At 67.8% G+C, this 18,770-nt stretch carries 16 protein-coding genes and 1 pseudogene; 8 read left to right on the top strand and 9 right to left on the bottom strand.

Features of this window, described 5'->3' with window-relative positions; translation table 11 throughout:
- Positions 1-3 precede the first annotated feature (3 nt).
- The 7 genes and pseudogenes from HQ312_RS01040 to HQ312_RS01010 form a co-directional block, all read left to right on the top strand.
- Positions 4-751: pseudogene (locus HQ312_RS01040) on the top strand (helix-turn-helix transcriptional regulator); the annotation flags it as partial.
- A gap of 163 nt (positions 752-914) precedes the next feature.
- Entirely contained in the window at positions 915-2,366 is a 1,452-nt protein-coding gene (gene sufB, locus HQ312_RS01035) for a Fe-S cluster assembly protein SufB (protein WP_027505295.1), read from the top strand.
- Positions 2,363-3,580: a Fe-S cluster assembly protein SufD gene (gene sufD, locus HQ312_RS01030; RefSeq protein WP_222637586.1), complete on the top strand. Its 1,218-nt coding sequence runs from the start codon at positions 2,363-2,365 to the stop codon at positions 3,578-3,580. Before sufB ends, sufD begins: the two co-directional genes overlap by 4 nt.
- 49 nt (positions 3,581-3,629) lie before the next feature.
- Positions 3,630-4,403 (top strand): Fe-S cluster assembly ATPase SufC, encoded by a 774-nt coding sequence (gene sufC / locus HQ312_RS01025; RefSeq protein WP_027505297.1) that lies wholly within the window; start codon positions 3,630-3,632, stop codon positions 4,401-4,403.
- On the top strand, positions 4,400-5,668 hold the full coding sequence (locus HQ312_RS01020; protein WP_222637585.1) for a cysteine desulfurase: 1,269 nt from the start codon (positions 4,400-4,402) through the stop codon (positions 5,666-5,668). The genes sufC and HQ312_RS01020 overlap by 4 nt, the downstream gene beginning before the upstream one ends.
- The gene (sufU, locus tag HQ312_RS01015; protein ID WP_222637584.1) at positions 5,665-6,135 is read left to right on the top strand and encodes a Fe-S cluster assembly sulfur transfer protein SufU; all 471 of its coding nucleotides are present in this window, start codon (positions 5,665-5,667) and stop codon (positions 6,133-6,135) included. Before HQ312_RS01020 ends, sufU begins: the two co-directional genes overlap by 4 nt.
- Positions 6,132-6,479, top strand: a complete 348-nt coding sequence (locus HQ312_RS01010) for a metal-sulfur cluster assembly factor (RefSeq protein WP_027505300.1) — start codon at positions 6,132-6,134, stop codon at positions 6,477-6,479. Before sufU ends, HQ312_RS01010 begins: the two co-directional genes overlap by 4 nt.
- Before the next feature lie 7 nt (positions 6,480-6,486).
- On the opposite strand, the gene HQ312_RS01005 is transcribed toward HQ312_RS01010, so the two are convergent.
- The 7 genes from HQ312_RS01005 to HQ312_RS00975 all read right to left on the bottom strand — a co-directional run bounded on the left by HQ312_RS01005 (position 6,487) and on the right by HQ312_RS00975 (position 13,106).
- Positions 6,487-7,677 (bottom strand): GNAT family N-acetyltransferase, encoded by a 1,191-nt coding sequence (locus tag HQ312_RS01005; RefSeq protein WP_222637583.1) that lies wholly within the window; start codon positions 7,675-7,677, stop codon positions 6,487-6,489.
- On the bottom strand, positions 7,674-8,435 hold the full coding sequence (locus HQ312_RS01000) for a phosphatidylserine decarboxylase (protein ID WP_222637582.1): 762 nt from the start codon (positions 8,433-8,435) through the stop codon (positions 7,674-7,676). The genes HQ312_RS01005 and HQ312_RS01000 overlap by 4 nt, the downstream gene beginning before the upstream one ends.
- Positions 8,432-8,671 (bottom strand): hypothetical protein, encoded by a 240-nt coding sequence (locus HQ312_RS00995; protein WP_155956982.1) that lies wholly within the window; start codon positions 8,669-8,671, stop codon positions 8,432-8,434. Before HQ312_RS00995 ends, HQ312_RS01000 begins: the two co-directional genes overlap by 4 nt.
- Positions 8,672-8,711: 40 nt before the next feature.
- Positions 8,712-9,962: an SDR family oxidoreductase gene (locus HQ312_RS00990; RefSeq protein ID WP_261769385.1), complete on the bottom strand. Its 1,251-nt coding sequence runs from the start codon at positions 9,960-9,962 to the stop codon at positions 8,712-8,714.
- Positions 9,963-10,145: 183 nt separating this feature from the next.
- Complete coding sequence (locus HQ312_RS00985) at positions 10,146-11,168, bottom strand: Ku protein (RefSeq protein WP_222637581.1); 1,023 nt, start codon at positions 11,166-11,168, stop codon at positions 10,146-10,148.
- A 43-nt stretch (positions 11,169-11,211) separates the two neighbouring features.
- The gene (locus tag HQ312_RS00980) at positions 11,212-12,339 is read right to left on the bottom strand and encodes a lycopene cyclase family protein (RefSeq protein WP_222637792.1); all 1,128 of its coding nucleotides are present in this window, start codon (positions 12,337-12,339) and stop codon (positions 11,212-11,214) included.
- The gene (locus HQ312_RS00975) at positions 12,336-13,106 is read right to left on the bottom strand and encodes an SDR family oxidoreductase (RefSeq protein ID WP_027505304.1); all 771 of its coding nucleotides are present in this window, start codon (positions 13,104-13,106) and stop codon (positions 12,336-12,338) included. Before HQ312_RS00975 ends, HQ312_RS00980 begins: the two co-directional genes overlap by 4 nt.
- A gap of 140 nt (positions 13,107-13,246) precedes the next feature.
- On the opposite strand from HQ312_RS00975, the gene HQ312_RS00970 reads away from it, so the two are divergent.
- Positions 13,247-14,878 (top strand): ABC-F family ATP-binding cassette domain-containing protein, encoded by a 1,632-nt coding sequence (locus tag HQ312_RS00970; RefSeq protein WP_027505305.1) that lies wholly within the window; start codon positions 13,247-13,249, stop codon positions 14,876-14,878.
- 6 nt (positions 14,879-14,884) lie between these two features.
- Here the strand turns inward: HQ312_RS00970 and HQ312_RS00965 are convergent, their stop codons facing one another.
- A complete protein-coding gene (locus HQ312_RS00965) occupies positions 14,885-15,454 on the bottom strand; it encodes a TetR/AcrR family transcriptional regulator (protein ID WP_027505306.1) in 570 nt (189 codons plus the stop codon).
- Between the two features lie 134 nt (positions 15,455-15,588).
- Positions 15,589-18,393, bottom strand: a complete 2,805-nt coding sequence (locus tag HQ312_RS00960) for an aconitate hydratase (protein WP_308123754.1) — start codon at positions 18,391-18,393, stop codon at positions 15,589-15,591.
- Between the last annotated feature and the right edge of the window lie 377 nt (positions 18,394-18,770).

Genomic DNA, 18,770 nt, shown 5'->3' with positions numbered 1-18,770 from the left:
GTTGTGAAAACGACTACCGAACGTTCCGGCGAGCGCGTCAGCGCCCGCGCCGACGTCGCGTCGGTCACCGTCACCCCGGCTTCGGTATCTGGCTCGGCAACATCGGGCTCGGCAACGTCGGAGGGTCGCACGCGGTCGTCCGTCGTGACGCTCCTGCTCGAGGAGGGTCCGATCAGCGCCACCCAGGTCGGGTCCCGTCTGGGCATCAGCGCCGCCGGCGTGCGGCGCCACCTCGATGCTCTCATCGACGCGGGCGACGCGCGCGTCACGATGACCTCGCGTCCCGGCGCACGTACCCGCGGTCGCCCCGCGAAGCTGTTCTCCCTGACCGCGCACGGACGCTCTCGACTAGGCCACTCGTACGACGATCTCGCGGGTGCGGCCATGCGGCACCTACGGGAGATCGGCGGCGACGACGCGGTGCGCACGTTCGCCCGCCGACGCATCCAGTCCATCGTGGGCGACGTCGAGCCTGCCGACACGTCCTCGCAGCAGTCCGTCTCCGAGACGGCCGACGCCATCGCCGAGGCGCTGACCGAGTCCGGCTTCGCCGCCTCCACCCGCCCGGTCGGCAACGGGGTGCAGATCTGCCAGCACCACTGCCCGGTCTCGCACGTCGCGGCCGAGTTCCCCGAGCTGTGCACCGCCGAGCGCGAGGCGTTCGCCGATCTGCTCGGAACGCACGTGCAGCGCCTCGCCACCATCGCCAACGGCGACTGCGCGTGCACCACCCATGTGCCCCTTCGCACACTCCCGACTCCCGAATCAGGCAATACCGACGACGATGTCGGCGTTGCACCGAGTGATGCTGCCGACAGCGGCACGGTCCACCACGACCGCACAGCTCTCGATTCGGCCCGTACCACCCGCTCCAGCCCGAACAGCCCGCTCGATCGTCTCCGGAAGGAGCCCGCATGACCGTCACACCAGACCAGGTGACCCCCACGGTGCCCGCGACACTCACGCAGGACGAGACCATCGCGTCTCTCGGGACCTACGGATACGGCTGGTCCGACTCCGACGTCGCCGGTGCGAGCGCCAAGCGCGGCATCAGCGACGCCGTCGTCCGCGACATCTCCGACAAGAAGAGCGAGCCCGAGTGGATGCTCGAGGCACGCCTCAAGGCGCTGCGCACGTTCGAGCGCAAGCCCATGCCGAACTGGGGCTCGAACCTCGACGGCATCGACTTCGACAACATCAAGTACTTCGTGCGGTCCAGCGAGAAGCAGGCCGCCACGTGGGACGATCTGCCCGCCGACATCAAGAACACGTACGACCGCCTCGGCATCCCGGAGGCGGAGAAGCAGCGCCTCGTGTCGGGTGTCGCCGCTCAGTACGAGTCCGAGGTCGTCTACCACTCGATCCGCGAGGATCTCGAGGAGCAGGGCGTCATCTTCCTGGACACCGACTCGGGTCTGCGTGAGCACCCGGAGCTGTTCCAGGAGTACTTCGGCTCGGTGATCCCGGCCGGCGACAACAAGTTCTCCGCGCTGAACACCGCGGTGTGGTCCGGTGGGTCCTTCATCTACGTGCCGCCGGGCGTCCACGTCGACATCCCGCTGCAGGCCTACTTCCGCATCAACACCGAGAACATGGGTCAGTTCGAGCGGACGCTCATCATCGTCGACGAGGGTGCGTACGTGCACTACGTCGAGGGCTGCACCGCCCCGATCTACAAGTCCGACTCGCTGCACTCGGCGGTTGTCGAGATCATCGTGAAGAAGGGTGGTCGGTGCCGCTACACCACCATCCAGAACTGGTCGAACAACGTCTACAACCTGGTCACCAAGCGCGCGAAGGCCGAGGCCGGCGCGACGATGGAGTGGATCGACGGCAACATCGGCTCGAAGGTCACGATGAAGTACCCGGCCGTGTGGATGACCGGTGAGCACGCCAAGGGCGAGGTTCTGTCGGTGGCGTTCGCCGGCGAGGGCCAGCACCAGGACACCGGCTCGAAGATGCTCCACCTCGCGCCGAACACGTCCTCCAACATCGTGAGCAAGTCCGTCGCTCGCGGCGGCGGCCGGGCGTCGTACCGCGGCCTGATCCAGATCAACAAGGGCGCGCACGGGTCGAAGTCGACCGTCAAGTGCGACGCACTCCTGGTCGATCAGATCAGCCGCAGCGATACCTACCCGTACGTCGACATCCGCGAGGACGACGTGACGATGGGCCACGAGGCCACCGTCTCCAAGGTCAGCGACGATCAGCTGTTCTACCTGATGAGCCGCGGCATGACCGAGGACGAGGCGATGGCCATGGTGGTGCGCGGCTTCGTCGAGCCCATCGCCAAGGAACTCCCGATGGAGTACGCCCTCGAGCTCAACCGGCTGATCGAGTTGCAGATGGAGGGATCGGTCGGATGACCCTGCCCCACACCGACACCGGGGTGAAGGCTGCCGTCACCGGCGAGAACCCCGCCACCGAGAACAAGCGCGCGATCGTCGCGAACAAGGGCGCGCAGTTCTCGTCCTACGACGTCGCCGCGTTCGAGGTGCCGTCCGGCCGCGACGAGATCTGGCGCTTCACACCGCTGCGGCGCCTGCGTGGTCTCCACGACGGCACCGCCGTGGCCACGGGCTCCGCGACCGTGACGGTCACCGACGCGCCCGAGTCCGTGCGCGTCGAGACCGTCGGTCGTGACGACGCGCGGCTCGGCACCGCGGGTGCGCCGGCCGATCGGGTCGCCGCCCAGGCGTACTCGTCCTTCGACTCGGCCACCGTCGTCACGGTGGCCTCCGAGGCAGAGCTCGCGGATCCGCTGATCGTGACGGTCGACGGTCCGGGAGCGGACGTCGTCGCCTACGGCCACGTCCAGATCCGCGTCGAGGCGTTCGCCAAGGCGACCGTCGTGCTCGAGCAGCGCGGCAGCGGAACCTACGCCGAGAATGTCGAGTTCGTCGTCGCGGACAGCGCACACCTCACGGTCGTCGCGCTGCAGGAGTGGGACGACGACGCGGTGCACGTCGCGTCGCATCACGCGAAGGTGGGCCGCGACAGCGTCCTGCGTTACGTGTCGGTCAGCCTCGGCGGCGATCTGGTGCGCCTGACCCCGACGGTGAACTTCACCGGTCCGGGTGGCGACGCCGAGCTCCTGGGCCTGTACTTCGCGGACGACGGTCAGCATCTCGAGCAGCGCCTGCTGGTCAACCACACCGCGCCGCACTGCAAGTCCAACGTGGTCTACAAGGGCGCCCTGCAGGGCGACCCGGCGTCGAAGAAGCCCGACACCCACACCGTGTGGGTCGGCGACGTCGTCATCGGTGCGAAGGCGGAGGGCACGGACACGTTCGAGCTCAACCGCAACCTGATTCTCACCGACGGCGCGCGCGCGGACTCCGTCCCGAACCTCGAGATCGAGACCGGCGAGATCGTCGGGGCCGGTCACGCGAGTGCCACGGGTCGCTTCGACGACGAGCAGCTGTTCTACCTCCGTGCTCGCGGCATCCCGGAGGACCAGGCACGCAAGCTCGTCGTGCGCGGTTTCTTCCACGACATCATCGCGAAGATCCCGGTCGCGTCCATCCGTGAGCGTCTCTCCGACGCGGTCGAGGCGGAACTCGCCATCACCGGCGTCTGACCCCTCGCGCGACCACCTTCTCCCGATTCACAGACAGGCAAGGAACATCATGTCCACTCTCGAAATCCGCGATCTGCACGTCGACGTCGCGAACACCGACGACGCCGCGCAGCCGATCGAGATCCTGAAGGGCGTCGATCTGACGGTCTCGTCGGGCGAGACGCACGCCATCATGGGCCCCAACGGCTCGGGCAAGTCGACGCTCTCCTACGCGATCGCCGGTCATCCCAAGTATCGCGTCACCTCGGGCACCATCCTGCTCGACGGTGAGGACGTGCAGGAGATGTCCGTGGACGAGCGTGCTCGCGCCGGCCTGTTCCTCGCGATGCAGTACCCCGTCGAGGTTCCCGGTGTCTCCATGTCCAACTTCCTCCGCACCGCGGCCACCGCCGTGCGCGGCGAGGCCCCGAAGCTGCGGCACTGGGTGAAGGAGGCCAAGGAGGCGATGACCGAGCTCGACATCGATCCGGCCTTCGCCGAGCGCAGCGTCAACGAAGGCTTCTCCGGCGGCGAGAAGAAGCGCCACGAGATTCTGCAGCTGGGTCTGCTCAAGCCGAAGATCGCCATCCTCGACGAGACCGACTCGGGCCTCGACGTCGACGCCCTGCGGGTCGTGTCGGAGGGTGTCAACCGCTACAAGGAGCGGGAGAACGGCGGCATTCTCCTGATCACGCACTACACCCGCATCCTGCGCTACATCACGCCCGATCACGTGCACGTGTTCTCCGCGGGCCGCATCGTCGAGTCCGGTGGACCCGAGCTGGCCGACGAGCTCGAGGCGAACGGATACGAGCGCTTCACGAAGACCACCGCGGGCGCATGACGGCCGTCGCGTCGGTCGGCACCCTGGACGTCGCGAGGCTTCGGGAGGACTTCCCGATCCTCGGTCGTACCGTGCGAGACGACAAGCCTCTCGTGTACCTCGACTCCGGCGCGACGTCTCAACGTCCGGTGCAGGTGCTCGATGCCGAGCGGCACTTCCTCACCACCTGCAACGCCGCCGTGCACCGCGGGGCCCACCAGCTGGCCGAGGAGGCCACGGACGCCTACGAGGGTGCCCGCGCGGGCATTGCCGCCTTCGTGGGTGCCCGCGCGGACGAGATCGTGTTCACCAAGAACGCCACCGAGTCGCTCAACCTGGTCACGCACGTCCTCGGCGACGACCGCTTCGCGCGGTCGCTGCGTCCCGGTGACGAGATCGTCATCACCGAGCTCGAACACCACGCGAATCTCGTTCCATGGCAGGAGCTCTCACGCCGCACCGGTGCGACGCTCCGGTGGTACGGGGTCACCGACGACGGCCGGATCGATCTCGACTCGCTCGAGCTCACCGACCGCACGCGCGTGGTCGCGTTCACCCACCAGTCCAACGTGACGGGCGCGGTGGCTCCCACCGAGGAACTCGTCCGTCGTGCACGGGCGGTCGACGCACTGGTCGTCCTCGACGCCTGCCAGTCGGTACCGCACATGCCGGTGGACGTCTCCGCGCTCGACGTCGACTTCGCGGCGTTCTCCGGGCACAAGATGCTCGGACCGTCCGGGGTCGGTGTCCTGTACGGCAAGGCTGCGCTCCTGGCCGACATGCCTCCCTTCATCACCGGCGGGTCGATGATCGAGACCGTGACGATGGAACAGACCACCTACGCACCGCCCCCGCAGCGGTTCGAGGCCGGTGTGCCCATGACGTCGCAGGTCGTCGGTCTGGGTGCGGCCGTGGAGTACCTGAACGCGCTGGGGATGGACGCCGTCGCCGCGCACGAACAGACGCTCACTGCTGCCGCACTGTCGGAGCTCGCCACCATCGACGGGCTCCGCATCATCGGACCCACGGACACGCAGGACCGCGGGGGAGCCGTGTCGTTCGTCGTCGACGGCATCCATGCGCACGATCTGGGGCAGATCCTCGACGACGAGGGCGTCGCCATCCGCGTCGGGCATCACTGCGCGTGGCCGCTGCACCGTCGTTTCGGCGTGGCCGCGACGGCCCGTGCCTCGTTCGCCGTCTACAACACGGTGGAGGAAGTGCACGCGCTGCGCGACGCGATCCGCACGGCACAGTCGTTCTTCGGCGTCGGCGGTGCCGCGTGAGAATGGAACAGATGTACCAGGAAGTGATCCTCGATCACTACAAGCACCCGCACGGTCGTGGGCTCCGCGAGCCGTTCGGCGCCGAGGTGCACCACGTCAACCCCACGTGCGGTGACGAGGTCACGTTGCGCGTGAACGTCGCCGACGGTGTCGTGGAGGACGTGTCCTACGACGGGCAGGGGTGCTCCATCAGTCAGGCGGCCACCTCGGTCCTGACCGACCAGGTCGTCGGACTCTCCGTCGAGGACGCGCTTCTCACGGTGGACGCCTTCTCGGCGATGGTCGGCAGCCGCGGCACCGTCGAGGGGGACGAGGACGTCATCGGCGACGGCATCGCCTTCGCGGGTGTGGCGAAGTACCCGGCACGCGTGAAGTGCGCGCTGCTCGGATGGATGGCATTCAAGGACGCCGTTGTTCGTACTGTGGAGACGCAGGACGAGCACGCGAACAGTGGAGGACGATCATGACCGATACCGACAACGGCGCAGTGGCGCCCGATTCCGTCATCGAAGACCTCGAGGAGGCCATGCGTGACGTCGTCGACCCCGAGCTCGGCATCAACGTCGTCGACCTCGGACTGGTCTACGGAATTACCATCGACGACGAGGCCGTGGTCACCCTCGACATGACGCTGACGTCCGCGGCGTGCCCGTTGACCGACGTCATCGAGGACCAAAGCCGCACCGCCCTGGTGCGCAGTGGCTTGGCCGAGGACCTCAAGATCAACTGGGTCTGGATGCCGCCGTGGGGACCGGACAAGATCACCGACGACGGCCGCGAGCAGCTGCGCGCGCTCGGCTTCACCGTCTAGAGCCGGCTCACCCGATCTCACGCGAGAAGATGCGGTACGTCCTGCTCGGGTCCACCGGGTAGGACGAACGCACCGAGTGGAACCAGCCTCCGTCCGCCAGCACGGGGGCTGCTTCCACGGAGGCGTATCCGCCGTCGTGGATGCGCTGGAACAGTTCGAAGATCAGCAGCGCCGAGGTGCCCTTGTCGGGGCAGCTCGGGTCCACGAACATCATGTCGAGCCGCACGTGCGTGCGGTGTCTGCGTCCGCCGGGCCCCCGCCACCGCGCGATCGTGTGGAGATCGCGCACGATGCCGAACCGTGAGCGCACCGCTCCGAGGGCCGCCTTGTTCACGTCCGGGATCCCCATGACGAAGCCGACGACCTCGCCGTCGAGTTCGGCGAACAGCACGATCTCGGGATCGAGGATCGGACGCATGGTCGCCACGAGCGCATCGAGTTCGTCGGGTTCCACGGGCGTGAATCCCCAGAACGACGCGAATGCGGTGTTGTAGAGCACGCGCAGCTTGGCCACGTCCTCGTCGAACGTCGCCGGATTCATCGGCCGGACGACGACGGACGACCGCGCCTTCCACCTCTGGCCCATCGCGTACTTGCGTGCGAACGGCGGCGACTGGACGAGCGTGTGCGGGTCGTCGTGATAGAAGCTGTGGAACTCCTTGATGCTGGTCATACCCCACGACTCGAGGAGATCGGCGTAATACGGGGGATTGTGGGGCATCCCGACCAGCGGCGGAATGTCGTTGCCGTGCACCAGCACTCCCGCGCTCCACAGCAATGACGGGCTCATCGGACCCACCACGGTGCTCAGCGACCGCCCCCGAGCCCAGGCGGCCACGGCGTCGAGCAGAGCGTGCGCGGCCTCCCGGTCGTCGAGGCACTCGAAGTAGCCGAAGTACGCGGTCTGCTCCTCGTAGTGCGAGATGAAGACCAGGTCGGCGATGGCCGCGATCCGCCCCACGAGCCGCCGACCGCGATACGCGAGGAACGCCTGACTCGTCATCCGGCTCTGCGTCTCCTCAGAGGGCCGACGCAGCATCGAGCCCACGTCCGCGATGTCGCCGGGGATCCAGTTCGGGTCGTCCCGGTAAACCGTGAACGGGACCTTCGCGAAGGCCGACCAGTCGCGACGGGTGCGTACCGCTGTGATGGTCACGGCCGCGGTGGTGACCGGCCGGCTGTCCGTACGTGAGGTCATGAGAGGGCCTCCTCGAGATCGTTCCGCATCGGGCTCCGGGTCGTCGGTGCCGGCCGCACGACGGACCGGGCGAGCACCGACTCACCGGCCCACACGTACTGCCCCGGCCGTACCAGGACGTCGCCGTCGAGCAGAGCGTCGGGAAGGAACACGTCGCACTGTGAACCGAAGCGGATCAGGCCGTACTGCTCGCCGCGAGCGAGATTCTCACCGACCTCGACGTGGGCGACGATCCGGTCCACCCACAGATCGGCGATCTGTGTGACGAAGACGGTGGGACCGTCGGCGTGCCGGACACCGATGGTGAGCCGCTCGTTGGTCAGGAGGTACTCGCACCCCTCGTCGTAGGGCGTGCGGTGCAGGAACAGGTTCGCCGTCATGCGAGCCATCGACCTGTTGAACGGCGCCGCGCCGCGGTGTTCACGCACCACCACCGCCCCCTCGATCGGTGCGCGATTGCGGTGGACCGAGTGCTCGGTCATGTAGGTGCCGACGAGCCACCCGCTGGTGTCGGAGTCGATCCCGGCGTACTCGGACAGCCGGATGGTGCGCCGCTTCTTCACGGCGACCGGTATCTGGCCCGACTCGACACGCTTGACGTAGGTGATGTACCCGTCGGCCGCCGACACGATGGACGACGGGTCCGGGGGCACCGACCGCTCCGGATCACGAAGGAAGGCGGCGCTGCGCCAGTACGAGTACCCGCCGACGAGCGCGGCGAGAGCCACGGTTCCGGCGGTGGTGGCTGCTCTGGTCACGACGGCTCCACCACCGTCTCCTTACCGTGGTCGATGCGCTCGACCAGTGCGATGAACGCGTCGTAGAGATGGGTGCGCAGCACGGCGTCGATCGCGACGGCGAGCACTCCGAGGGTCGCGCAGGCGACGTAGTAGACGAGCCCGAGGGTGAAGTTCACGAAATCGCCGAGGAACACCCGGACCCGGTACCTCGCGCCGGTTTCCAGGAACATCGGTTGCGGCGGGACGCGACTCATCGTGCACGACCGAGGACGTCGCGGGTCTGTGCGCTTCTGCTCACGCGGTGACCAGTCGGGGTCGGCGCGCCGTCGCGTCGCGGAACTGGATGACCGACAGGTACAGCGCGAAGAGCGCATCGTGATCCCACGAGGATCCGTCGAAGGACGACGGCATGAGCGACGGTGCGTTGGAACGGCGGATGAGGTCGTTGACGTCGGACCCGAGCAGGGACGCCGTCTTCTCCGCCGGGATCTTGCTGTCGACGATCGCTTTGAACTCCGCCCACGGCACGAGGTCCAGGCCGAGAGCCGATGCCAGGACGGCGTTGCTGTAGGGCACCGGATTGGACGGCACGAGGTGGGGGAGCGTGCCGTCGCCGAGAGCGTTGTCCGCCAGCACGCGCGCGAGCACGTCGACGGGCGCGTAGTTCATGCCCGGACCGTCCCACATCGCACCGACACTGTTCGCCAGCTCGATCGCGCGCCAGAAGCTGTAGACGCGACCCGGGTCCTTGCCGACGGTGGTGCTGCCGAGCACGTACGGCGACTCGACCAGGGTGACGGAGGCGACGCCGTCCCGTGCGAGCCATCCGAGGAGCTGACCGTTGATCCACTTCATCTGGCAGTAGCCCGAGTACCACCAGGAATCGGGACGCAGGAAGTCCTCCGGGCTGGTGTAGATGAAGGCGCCGATCGACCCCATGTAGGTGAGGTGCTTGCGACGGTCCTCCAGGGTGAACTGGACGACGCGCAACAGGGAGACGAACCAGTCCTGTCGCAACTCGAGGTAGCTGGAGTCGTAGTCGGTGGAACTGGCCGAGTTGAACACCTGGTCGACGGTGCCGCGGAGCCGCAGGTAGGTGTCCTCGTCCAGACCGAAGTTCGTCCGGGTCGGAACCGCCTCGATGACGACGATCTTCGCGAGATCGATCCCGGTGATCGAGTACTGGGCGACGGTCTCCTCGAAACGCTCGGCGGCGGAGGAGTCGCCGGCGGATCGGACACCGGCGTAGACCGTCGTGATTCCGGGGCGCAGAGACAGTTCCGCGACGAGATGCGCTCCGACGAAGCCGTTGGCACCGAACACCAGCGCGATCTCGTCGGCGGGCGGCGCCATGGAGCGCACCTGCTCGGCGGTGCTCGGATCGACGATCGGTCGCAGCAGCTCGTGGTCGCCGGCGGACAGCGCCGCGACGTCCGCATACTTTCGCGAGAACAACAGCGACGGCGCGTCGCCCGTCAGAGCGACGACCGGACTGACCAGGTGCCCGTCGTTGGCGACAGTGCTGAACGTGTACTCGTCGAACATGTGATCTCCCCCGATGGATGCGGCGCCCGTCGCCGGTGTGACCGGGACGACTCGCTGTGTCTCTCCAGAGAGAGTAAAAGCATCCTTGGGGTGATCAACCACGTTTGGCGTTGTGAGACATACGGTTCCGTGGGCACTTGATTGTGAGGCCCGTGCGGACGCGCACGCCGTGGTCGTGAGACCTCACGCCCCCTTGCGCTGCTGGTCCTCGTCGCCCGACGACGTGTCGCTCCCGGCCTTCTTCGCCGCCGCCTTCTTCGCGGCCGTCTTCTTGGCGGGCGATTTCTTCGCCGCCGCCTTCTTGGCCGGTGCCTTCTTCGGGGCTGCCTTCTTCGCCGGAGCCTTCGTCGCGGACTCCTCGTTCCCCGATTCGTCCTTCGTCGATGCCGAGTCGGTGTCGCCGCGACGACCACGGCCGGACCGGCCCGCCGCCTCGACGCTGCGTTGGAGTGCCGCGACCAGGTCGACGACCTCGGCGTCCTCGCCCGAGTCGGTGTCCTCCGGTTCGGCGTGCACCACCTTCTCGCCGCCGTTCTCGATCATCTCGTCGAGGACCTTGCGGAGTTCGATCTGGTAGTCGTCGGTGTATTCGGACGGGTCGAAGTCGCCCGACATGCTCTCGACGAGTGCCCCCGCCATCTTCAGTTCGTTGGGGCGGGGCGCGGTGACGTCGTCGAGCGAGGAGAACTCGGCGGCCCGCACCTCGTCGGGCCACAGCAGCGTCTGGATCATCAGCACGTCGTCGTGCACGCGCAGGGCCGCGAGGCGCGTCTTCTGTCGCAGCGTGAAGTGCACCAGCGCGGTGCGATCGGTCGTGGACAAGGTCTCCCGGAGGAGCACGTACGCCTTCGGGGACGTCGAGTCCGGCTCCAGGTAGTAGCTCTTGTCGAACAGGATCGGATCGATCTGGTCGGTCGGCACGAACTCGAGAACCGGGATCTCGTGCTTCTCGGCGGCGGGCAGCGACGAGAAGTCCTGATCGGTCAGGATCACCCGGTCGCCGTCGGGGGTCTCGTAGGCCTTGTCGATGTCGGCGAACTGCACCGACTCACCGCACACGGAGCACTTCCGGTCGTACTTGATGCGACCGCCGTCCTTGCCGTGGACCTGATGGAACTTGATGTCGTGGTCCTCGGTGGCCGTGTACACCTTGACCGGGACGTTCACCAGGCCGAAGGCGATGGAGCCTTTCCAGATCGATCGCATGTGTCCAATCTTGGGGCACGCCCGGTCACATTTCCACCACCCGTCACGAACGCGTCCCCACCGCTGCGGAGAACATCGCCCGACGGACCGCTCCGAGGATCACGCGGCGGTCGGACGAACCGATCCGCGAGAACAGCGTCAGCATCGCCCGGGACATGCCGGCGACGTCGTCGTCCGACGACAGATAGGCGCGTTGCAGCGTCGACGGCATCTCGAAGAATCGGTCGAAGAACGGCGCGAGGGCATCGGGCGGGAAGGACAGCAGAGCGTCCGCGCCCACCGACCGCAGCCGGGTGACCGCCCGCGATCCCGCCGAGTCGACGCCGCCGCCGTCCAGCACGGCCGACGCGATGACGTCCGCTCGGCGCAGGGAAGCAGCGACGCTGTACCCGGTGGCGGTGTGCAGAGCCGGACTCCGCGTCCCGGTGGTGACGACCCCGCGCGTCGGACGGGTCGGCGGACGCATCGCGAAGCGCACCCGCTCGACGGGCTCGTCGCCGCGCAGAGTCACACCCCGCGCAGCCAGTCGTGCGAGCAGCCGACGCGCGAGCTCGGGTGAGGTGAGGCCGGGCCGGCCGACCAGGCAGGTTTCCTCGAGCAACACCGCGCCGCCGCCCAGCGGCACGACGTACAGGAAGGACGGCACTGCGTCCGCGTCCGCACCGTTGTCCCGCCGCCAGTCCATGATCACCGCGGACTCGCCGCCGCAGGCACGTGCAGCGGTCTCCTCGTCGACCACGACCCCGTGGGCCGTCTGCTCGGGGACGCCGGGTCCGACCGCCGAGCCGCGGGCGTCGATCACCGTGCCGCCGGACAGGGAGGTGCCGTTCCGCAGGGTCATCGACGTGGGCGTGACCTCCGCCGCGGACTCCGCGACCACCGACACTCCGTCGAGCGTGAGGCCGTCCTGCAGTCGTCCGGTGTCGAGCACCGAGTACTCACGGTCCACCACGTGTCGGCGTGTGCCGACCACGACGGGGGAGCGGGACGTGGACGCGCGCGTCGACTCCGGCACCCAGTCCGGAATCTCGTCGGTCCACATCCCGTACGTGTTGATCCATCGACGATCCGGACGGGGGTCGACGAGAGTCACCGTTGCCCCCGCGGCCGCGCAGCGATGTGCCGCCGCGCGGCCGGACGGGCCGGCGCCGACGACGAGGACGTCGGTCAGAACGTTCCCGTCGCCAGCAGTCCGCCGTCGACGCGCACCGTCTCACCGGTGATCCACGACGCGGCGTCGGACACGAGGAACCCGACGAGCGAGGCCACGTCCTCGGGCGTTCCCAGCCGCTTCATCGGGTAGCCGGCGGCCGCCGCCTCCTCACCATTGGCGACGAGTGCCTCGGCGAACTTGGTCTTGACGACGCCCGGGGCCACCGCGTTCACACGGATCGAGGGTCCGAGCTGCCACGCGAGCTCCTCGGTCAGCCGGATGAGCGCCGCCTTGGACGAGCCGTACGCGGCGATGACTCCGGTGGATCGGATTCCCGCCACGCTGGCGAGGTTCACGACCGAGCCGCCGTGCTCGCCCATCCACGCTCGGTGCGCCTCCTGGATGAAGCCGAGCGTCGCGACGACGTTGACCTCGAAGATCTTGCGGACGCCGGCCAGATCGGCCTCCATCAGCGATCCGTACACCGGATTGATGCCGGTGTTGTTGATCAGAATGTCGAGTGAGCCGAGCTCGGCGACCGTGCGGTCGACCGTCTCGCGGCGGGACTCCTCGTCCCCGGCGTTGCCGGCGATGGCGAGCACGGTGGCCCCCGGTACCGCGGCGCGCAACTCCTCGGCGGTGGCGTCGAGCTGCTCCTTCTTGCGGGCGGTCACCGTCACGGCGGCGCCGCGAGCGAGGAGGTCGGCCGCGATGGCCCGACCGATTCCGCGGCTCGCGCCGGTGACCACGGCGACACGCCCCTGCAGATCCTGTTCCTTCTCCATGCGTCGAACGTTAGCGGAGTCACGTCTGCGTGGACCGTGGGAGCCCGCGGAGGCGTTAAAATGAGGGATTGCTGCGCAGTCGACTTCGCGCTGCGCCCGGTCTGCCACCGGACAACTACGACGATCGAGGAGTTCGCACCGTGATCACCGCCACCGACCTGGAGGTTCGTGCCGGCGTGCGTACTCTTCTGTCCGCTCCCGGGCCCGCCCTGCGCGTGCAGGCCGGCGACCGCATCGGCCTCGTGGGCCGCAACGGCGCCGGAAAGACCACCACTCTTCGCATTCTGGCAGGAGAGGGCGAGCCCTACGCCGGCTCGGTCACCCGCACCGGGGACATCGGTTACCTGCCGCAGGACCCCAAGGAGGGCGACCTCGACCTGCTGGCCAAGGATCGCGTCCTGTCCGCCCGCGGACTCGACACCTTGCTCCACGACATGGAGAAGCAGCAGGCGCTCATGGCCGAGGTGGCCGACGAGGATCGCCTCGACAAGGCCGTCCGCCGATACGGCGAGCTCGAGGAGCGTTTCGCCTCGCTCGGCGGCTACGTGGCCGAGAGCGAAGCGGCGCGCATCTGCAACAGCCTCGGACTTCCCGACCGTGTCCTGGCGCAGCCCCTGCGCACCCTCTCCGGCGGTCAGCGCCGCCGCGTCGAGCTGGCACGCATCCTGTTCGCGGCGTCCGACGGCAGTGGTGGTCGCTCGGCCACCACGCTGCTGCTCGACGAGCCCACCAACCACCTCGACGCCGATTCCATCACCTGGCTCCGCGGCTTCCTGCAGAGCCACGAGGGTGGGCTCATCGTCATCAGTCACGATGTGGAGCTGCTGAACGACGTCGTGAACCGCGTGTGGTTCCTCGATGCTGTCCGCGGCGAGCCGGACGTCTACAACATGAACTGGAAGAAGTACCTCGACGCGCGCTCGACGGACGAGCAGCGTCGTCGCCGCGAGCGTGCCAACGCGGAGAAGAAGGCCGGCGCTCTGCGCGCGCAGGCCGCCAAGATGGGTGCGAAGGCCACCAAGGCCGTGGCCGCCCAGAACATGGCCAAGCGTGCCGACAAGCTGATGGCGAACCTCGACGAGGAACGCGTGTCCGACCGGGTGGCACACATCCGCTTCCCCGAGCCCGCACCGTGCGGCAAGACGCCGCTCATGGCGTCGAACCTCACCAAGATGTACGGGTCCCTGGAGATCTTCGCGGGTGTGGATCTGGCCATCGACCGCGGTTCCCGCGTCGTGGTGCTCGGCCTCAACGGCGCCGGCAAGACGACGCTGCTCCGCATCCTCGCCGGCACGGAGAAGAGCGACTCGGGCCAGATCGAGCCCGGTCACGGTCTACGCATCGGCTACTTCGCCCAGGAACACGACACCCTCGACGACATGGCGTCGGTCTGGGAGAACGTGCGGCACGCGGCACCGGACACCCCGGAGCAGGAGCTGCGGTCGCTGCTCGGTGCGTTCATGTTCACCGGCCCGCAGCTCGAACAGCCGGCCGGCACTCTCTCCGGCGGTGAGAAGACGCGACTCGCGCTCGCCGGCCTGGTCTCGTCGGCGGCCAACGTGCTGCTGCTCGACGAGCCGACCAACAACCTCGACCCGATCTCGCGTGAGCAGGTCCTCGAGGCGCTGCGGAGCTACAAGGGCGCCGTCGTGCTGGTGACGCACGATCCGGGTGCGGCCGAGGCACTGTCTCCCGAACGAGTGATCCTCCTGCCGGACGGCAACGAGGACCACTGGTCGCAGGACTACCTCGACCTGATCACGCTCGCCTGAGTCGGCTCACGGCCGATCGCGACGGACCGACTCCTCGACCAGATCGAGGACGGCCGACAGATTCTCGGTGCCCTGGCCCGACGCGATGCGGGTCACGAGACCGTCCATGACGAGGTCGAGGTATCCCAGCAGTACCGCGGTGGGCACGTCGTCCCGCAGTCGGCCCGCAGACTTCTGACGCTCGAGACGTGACAGGACGGCGTCCTGCAGCTCGACCGAGCGCTCCGACCACCCGGCCCGGAACTCGGCGTCGGTCTTGAGCCGTCGGGCGATCTCCAGACGTGTACCGAGCCAGTCGAACTGGTCGGGAGCGGCCAGCATGTCCCGCATCACCTGGACGAGCCCCTGCTCGGCGGCGACGTCCGCCATGCGGCGCGCGTCGTCGCGGGCGAGCGCGAGGAACAGCCCGTCCTTGTCCTTGAAGTGGTGGAAGATCGCTCCTCGCGAGAGCGAGGTGGCCTCCTCGAGTCGCCGCACCGTGGCGCCCTCGTAACCGTATTCGGCGAAACAGCGGCGCGCGCCGTCGAGGATCTGACTTCGGCGCGCCGCGAGATGGTCGTCACTGACCTTCGGCACTCGGTGCTCCTGTCGTGTGCTGGGGACATCGTGCTGATCGCAGAACGCGCACGACCGAACCGGCGATACACGCGGTATCGCGGCGCGGTCGTGCGCGTTCTGCTCCCCTCACGGGGCAGTGATCACTGCGGTGATCAGCCGATCATGTTGCGCAGCACGTACTGCAGGATGCCGCCGTTGCGGTAGTACTCCGCCTCGCCGGGGGTGTCGATGCGGACCACGGCGTCGAACTCGACGGCAGAGCCGTCGTCCTTCGTCGCGGTGACGTGCATCGTCTTCGGCGTGCGGCCCTCGTTCAGCTCGGTGATGCCCGAGATGTCGAAGGTCTCGGTGCCGTCGAGCTTCAGCGACGCCGCCGACTCGCCGGCGGGGAACTGCAGCGGGACGACGCCCATGCCGATGAGGTTGGAGCGGTGGATGCGCTCGAACGACTCGGTGATGACGGCCTTGACGCCGAGCAGGCGGGTGCCCTTGGCAGCCCAGTCACGCGAGGATCCGGAGCCGTACTCCTTGCCGCCCAGGACGACCAGCGGGATGCCGGCGTTCTGGTAGTTCTGCGACGCGTCGTAGATGAAGGCCTGCGGGCCACCGTCCTGCGTGAAGTCGCGGGTGTAGCCACCCGAGACGTCGTCGAGGAGCTGGTTGCGCAGCCGGATGTTCGCGAACGTTCCGCGGATCATGACCTCGTGGTTGCCGCGACGCGAGCCGAAGGAGTTGTAGTCCTTGCGCTCGACACCGTGCTCGTCGAGGTACTGCGCAGCAGGCGTTCCTGCCTTGATGTTGCCGGCGGGGGAGATGTGGTCGGTGGTGACCGAGTCTCCGAGGTACGCCAGCACGCGCGCACCGGAGATGTCCGTGACGGCCTCCGGGTCCTTGGGCATGCCGTCGAAGTACGGGGGCTTCCGCACGTAGGTCGACTGCGGGTCCCACTCGAACGTCTTGCCGTCCGGGGTGGGCAGTCCGCGCCAGCGTTCGTCGCCCTTGAAGACGTCGGCGTAGCCCTTGGTGTACATCTCCTTGGAGATGGACGAGTCGATCGTGTCCTGGATCTCCTTGGGCGAGGGCCAGATGTCCTTCAGGAAGACGTCGTTGCCCTCGTTGTCCTGACCGAGAGCGTCGTGCTCGAAGTCGAAGTCCATGGTGCCGGCCAGCGCGTAGGCGATGACGAGCGGCGGGGACGCCAGGTAGTTCATCTTCACGTCGGGGGAGATGCGGCCCTCGAAGTTGCGGTTACCGGACAGGACCGCGGTGACCGTGAGGTCGTTGTCCTGGATGGCCTCGGAGATCTTGGGATCGAGCGGTCCCGAGTTACCGATGCACGTGGCGCAGCCGTATCCGACGAGGAAGAAGCCGAGCTTCTCCAGGTACGGCCACATGCCGGCCTTGTCGTAGTAGTCGGTGACCACCTGTGAGCCCGGCGCCATCGAGGTCTTGACCCACGGCTTGCTGGTCAGACCCTTGTCGACGGCCTTCTTGGCCAGCAGGGCAGCGCCGAGCATGACCGACGGGTTCGAGGTGTTGGTGCACGAGGTGATCGACGCGATGGCGACGGCGCCGTGGTCGAGGACGAACGAGCCCTGCTCGTCCGAGTCGACGCGCACCGGGTTGGTCGGGCGACCCTCGGCGTTGCCGGCGGCGGAGTGCAGCGGAGCCGCATCGTCGTCGGCGAAGGACAGCGTGGCCGGATCCGAGCCCGGGAACGTCTCGTCGAGTGCCTCGTCCAGCTTCGACGGGGTGGCGTCGACGTCCTCGCCACCCACGTAGTTGTGGATGTCCTTGCGGAACGCGATCTTGGACTCCGACAACAGGATTCGGTCCTGCGGACGCTTCGGTCCGGCGATGGACGGCACCACGTCGCCGAGGTCGAGCTCGAGGTACTCGGAGTACGTCGCCTCGTTCTCGGGGTCGTGCCACATGCCCTGTTCCTTGGCGTACGCCTCGACGAGCGCGAGCTGCTCGTCGGAGCGTCCGGTCAGGCGCAGGTAGTCGACGGTCTCCGAGTCGATCGGGAAGATCGCCGCGGTGGAACCGAACTCGGGGCTCATGTTGCCGAGCGTCGCGCGGTTGGCCAGGGGGACCTCGGCCACACCCTCGCCGTAGAACTCGACGAACTTGCCGACGACGCCGTGCTTGCGCAGCATGTCGGTGACGGTGAGCACGACGTCGGTCGCGGTGACGCCGGGCTTGATCTCGCCGCTGAGCTTGAAGCCCACGACACGGGGGATGAGCATGGAGACGGGCTGGCCGAGCATGGCAGCCTCGGCCTCGATGCCGCCGACGCCCCAGCCGAGCACGCCGAGGCCGTTGACCATCGTGGTGTGCGAATCGGTGCCGACACACGTGTCGGGGTAGGCCTGACCGCCCCGCACCATGACGGTGCGGGCGAGGTGCTCGATGTTGACCTGGTGCACGATGCCGGTGCCGGGCGGGACGACCTTGAAGTCGTCGAACGCACCCTGGCCCCACCGCAGGAACTGGTAGCGCTCACCGTTGCGCTGGTACTCGATGTCGACGTTGCGCTCGAAGGCGTCCGCGCGGCCGAACACGTCGATGATGACGGAGTGGTCGATGACCATCTCGGCCGGAGCGAGCGGGTTGACCTTCTCCGGGTCGCCGCCGAGAGCGGTGACGGCCTCACGCATGGTCGCGAGGTCCACGATGCAGGGGACACCGGTGAAGTCCTGCATGATCACGCGGGCCGGCGTGAACTGGATCTCGATGCTCGGATCGGCGGACGGGTCCCACGCGGCGATCGCGTCGATGTGGTCCTTGGTGATGTTCGCGCCGTCCTCGGTACGCAGGAGATTCTCCGCGAGGACCTTGAGGGCATAGGGCAACTTCTCGGTGCCGGGGACGGCCTTCAGGCGGAAGATCTCGTACGAGTTCTCTCCGACCTCCAGCGTTCCCTTGGCGCCGAACGAATCGATACTTGCGGTCACGTCAGCTCCACTCGTCTTCTGGGCTGCCGTCGACGGGGCTGTGTCGACGGCGTGGCGAGAGCGGGCGGACATCGCCGTGGGTGAGGGTGCACCCGGGTGGCGTCGAGGCCGCCGCAGTCTCGGTGTTTCGATTCTAACAGTACGCTTGTCCTGTGAGAACGAGTGGCCGAATCGCCGTGTCGCTCTCACCGTGGTGCGCACTCATCGTTCCCCGGCAGCGTTCCGGGCGCAACGAAGGGCTGCCTCCGTGCACCTCGGTGCGCCTCGGACTCGGCGACGGTCCCGTCCCGTAGGGTCCCGCTCGACGGCGCACACACTTCGACCATCATCGCCTCGCGATCCACCGCATCGCCTCGCGATCGACGACAACGGACGGA

It is taken from the genome of Rhodococcus sp. BP-316 (assembly GCF_019836105.1).
GTDB lineage: Bacteria > Actinomycetota > Actinomycetes > Mycobacteriales > Mycobacteriaceae > Rhodococcoides.
This window is presented reverse-complemented; position numbering and strand designations above follow the sequence as displayed.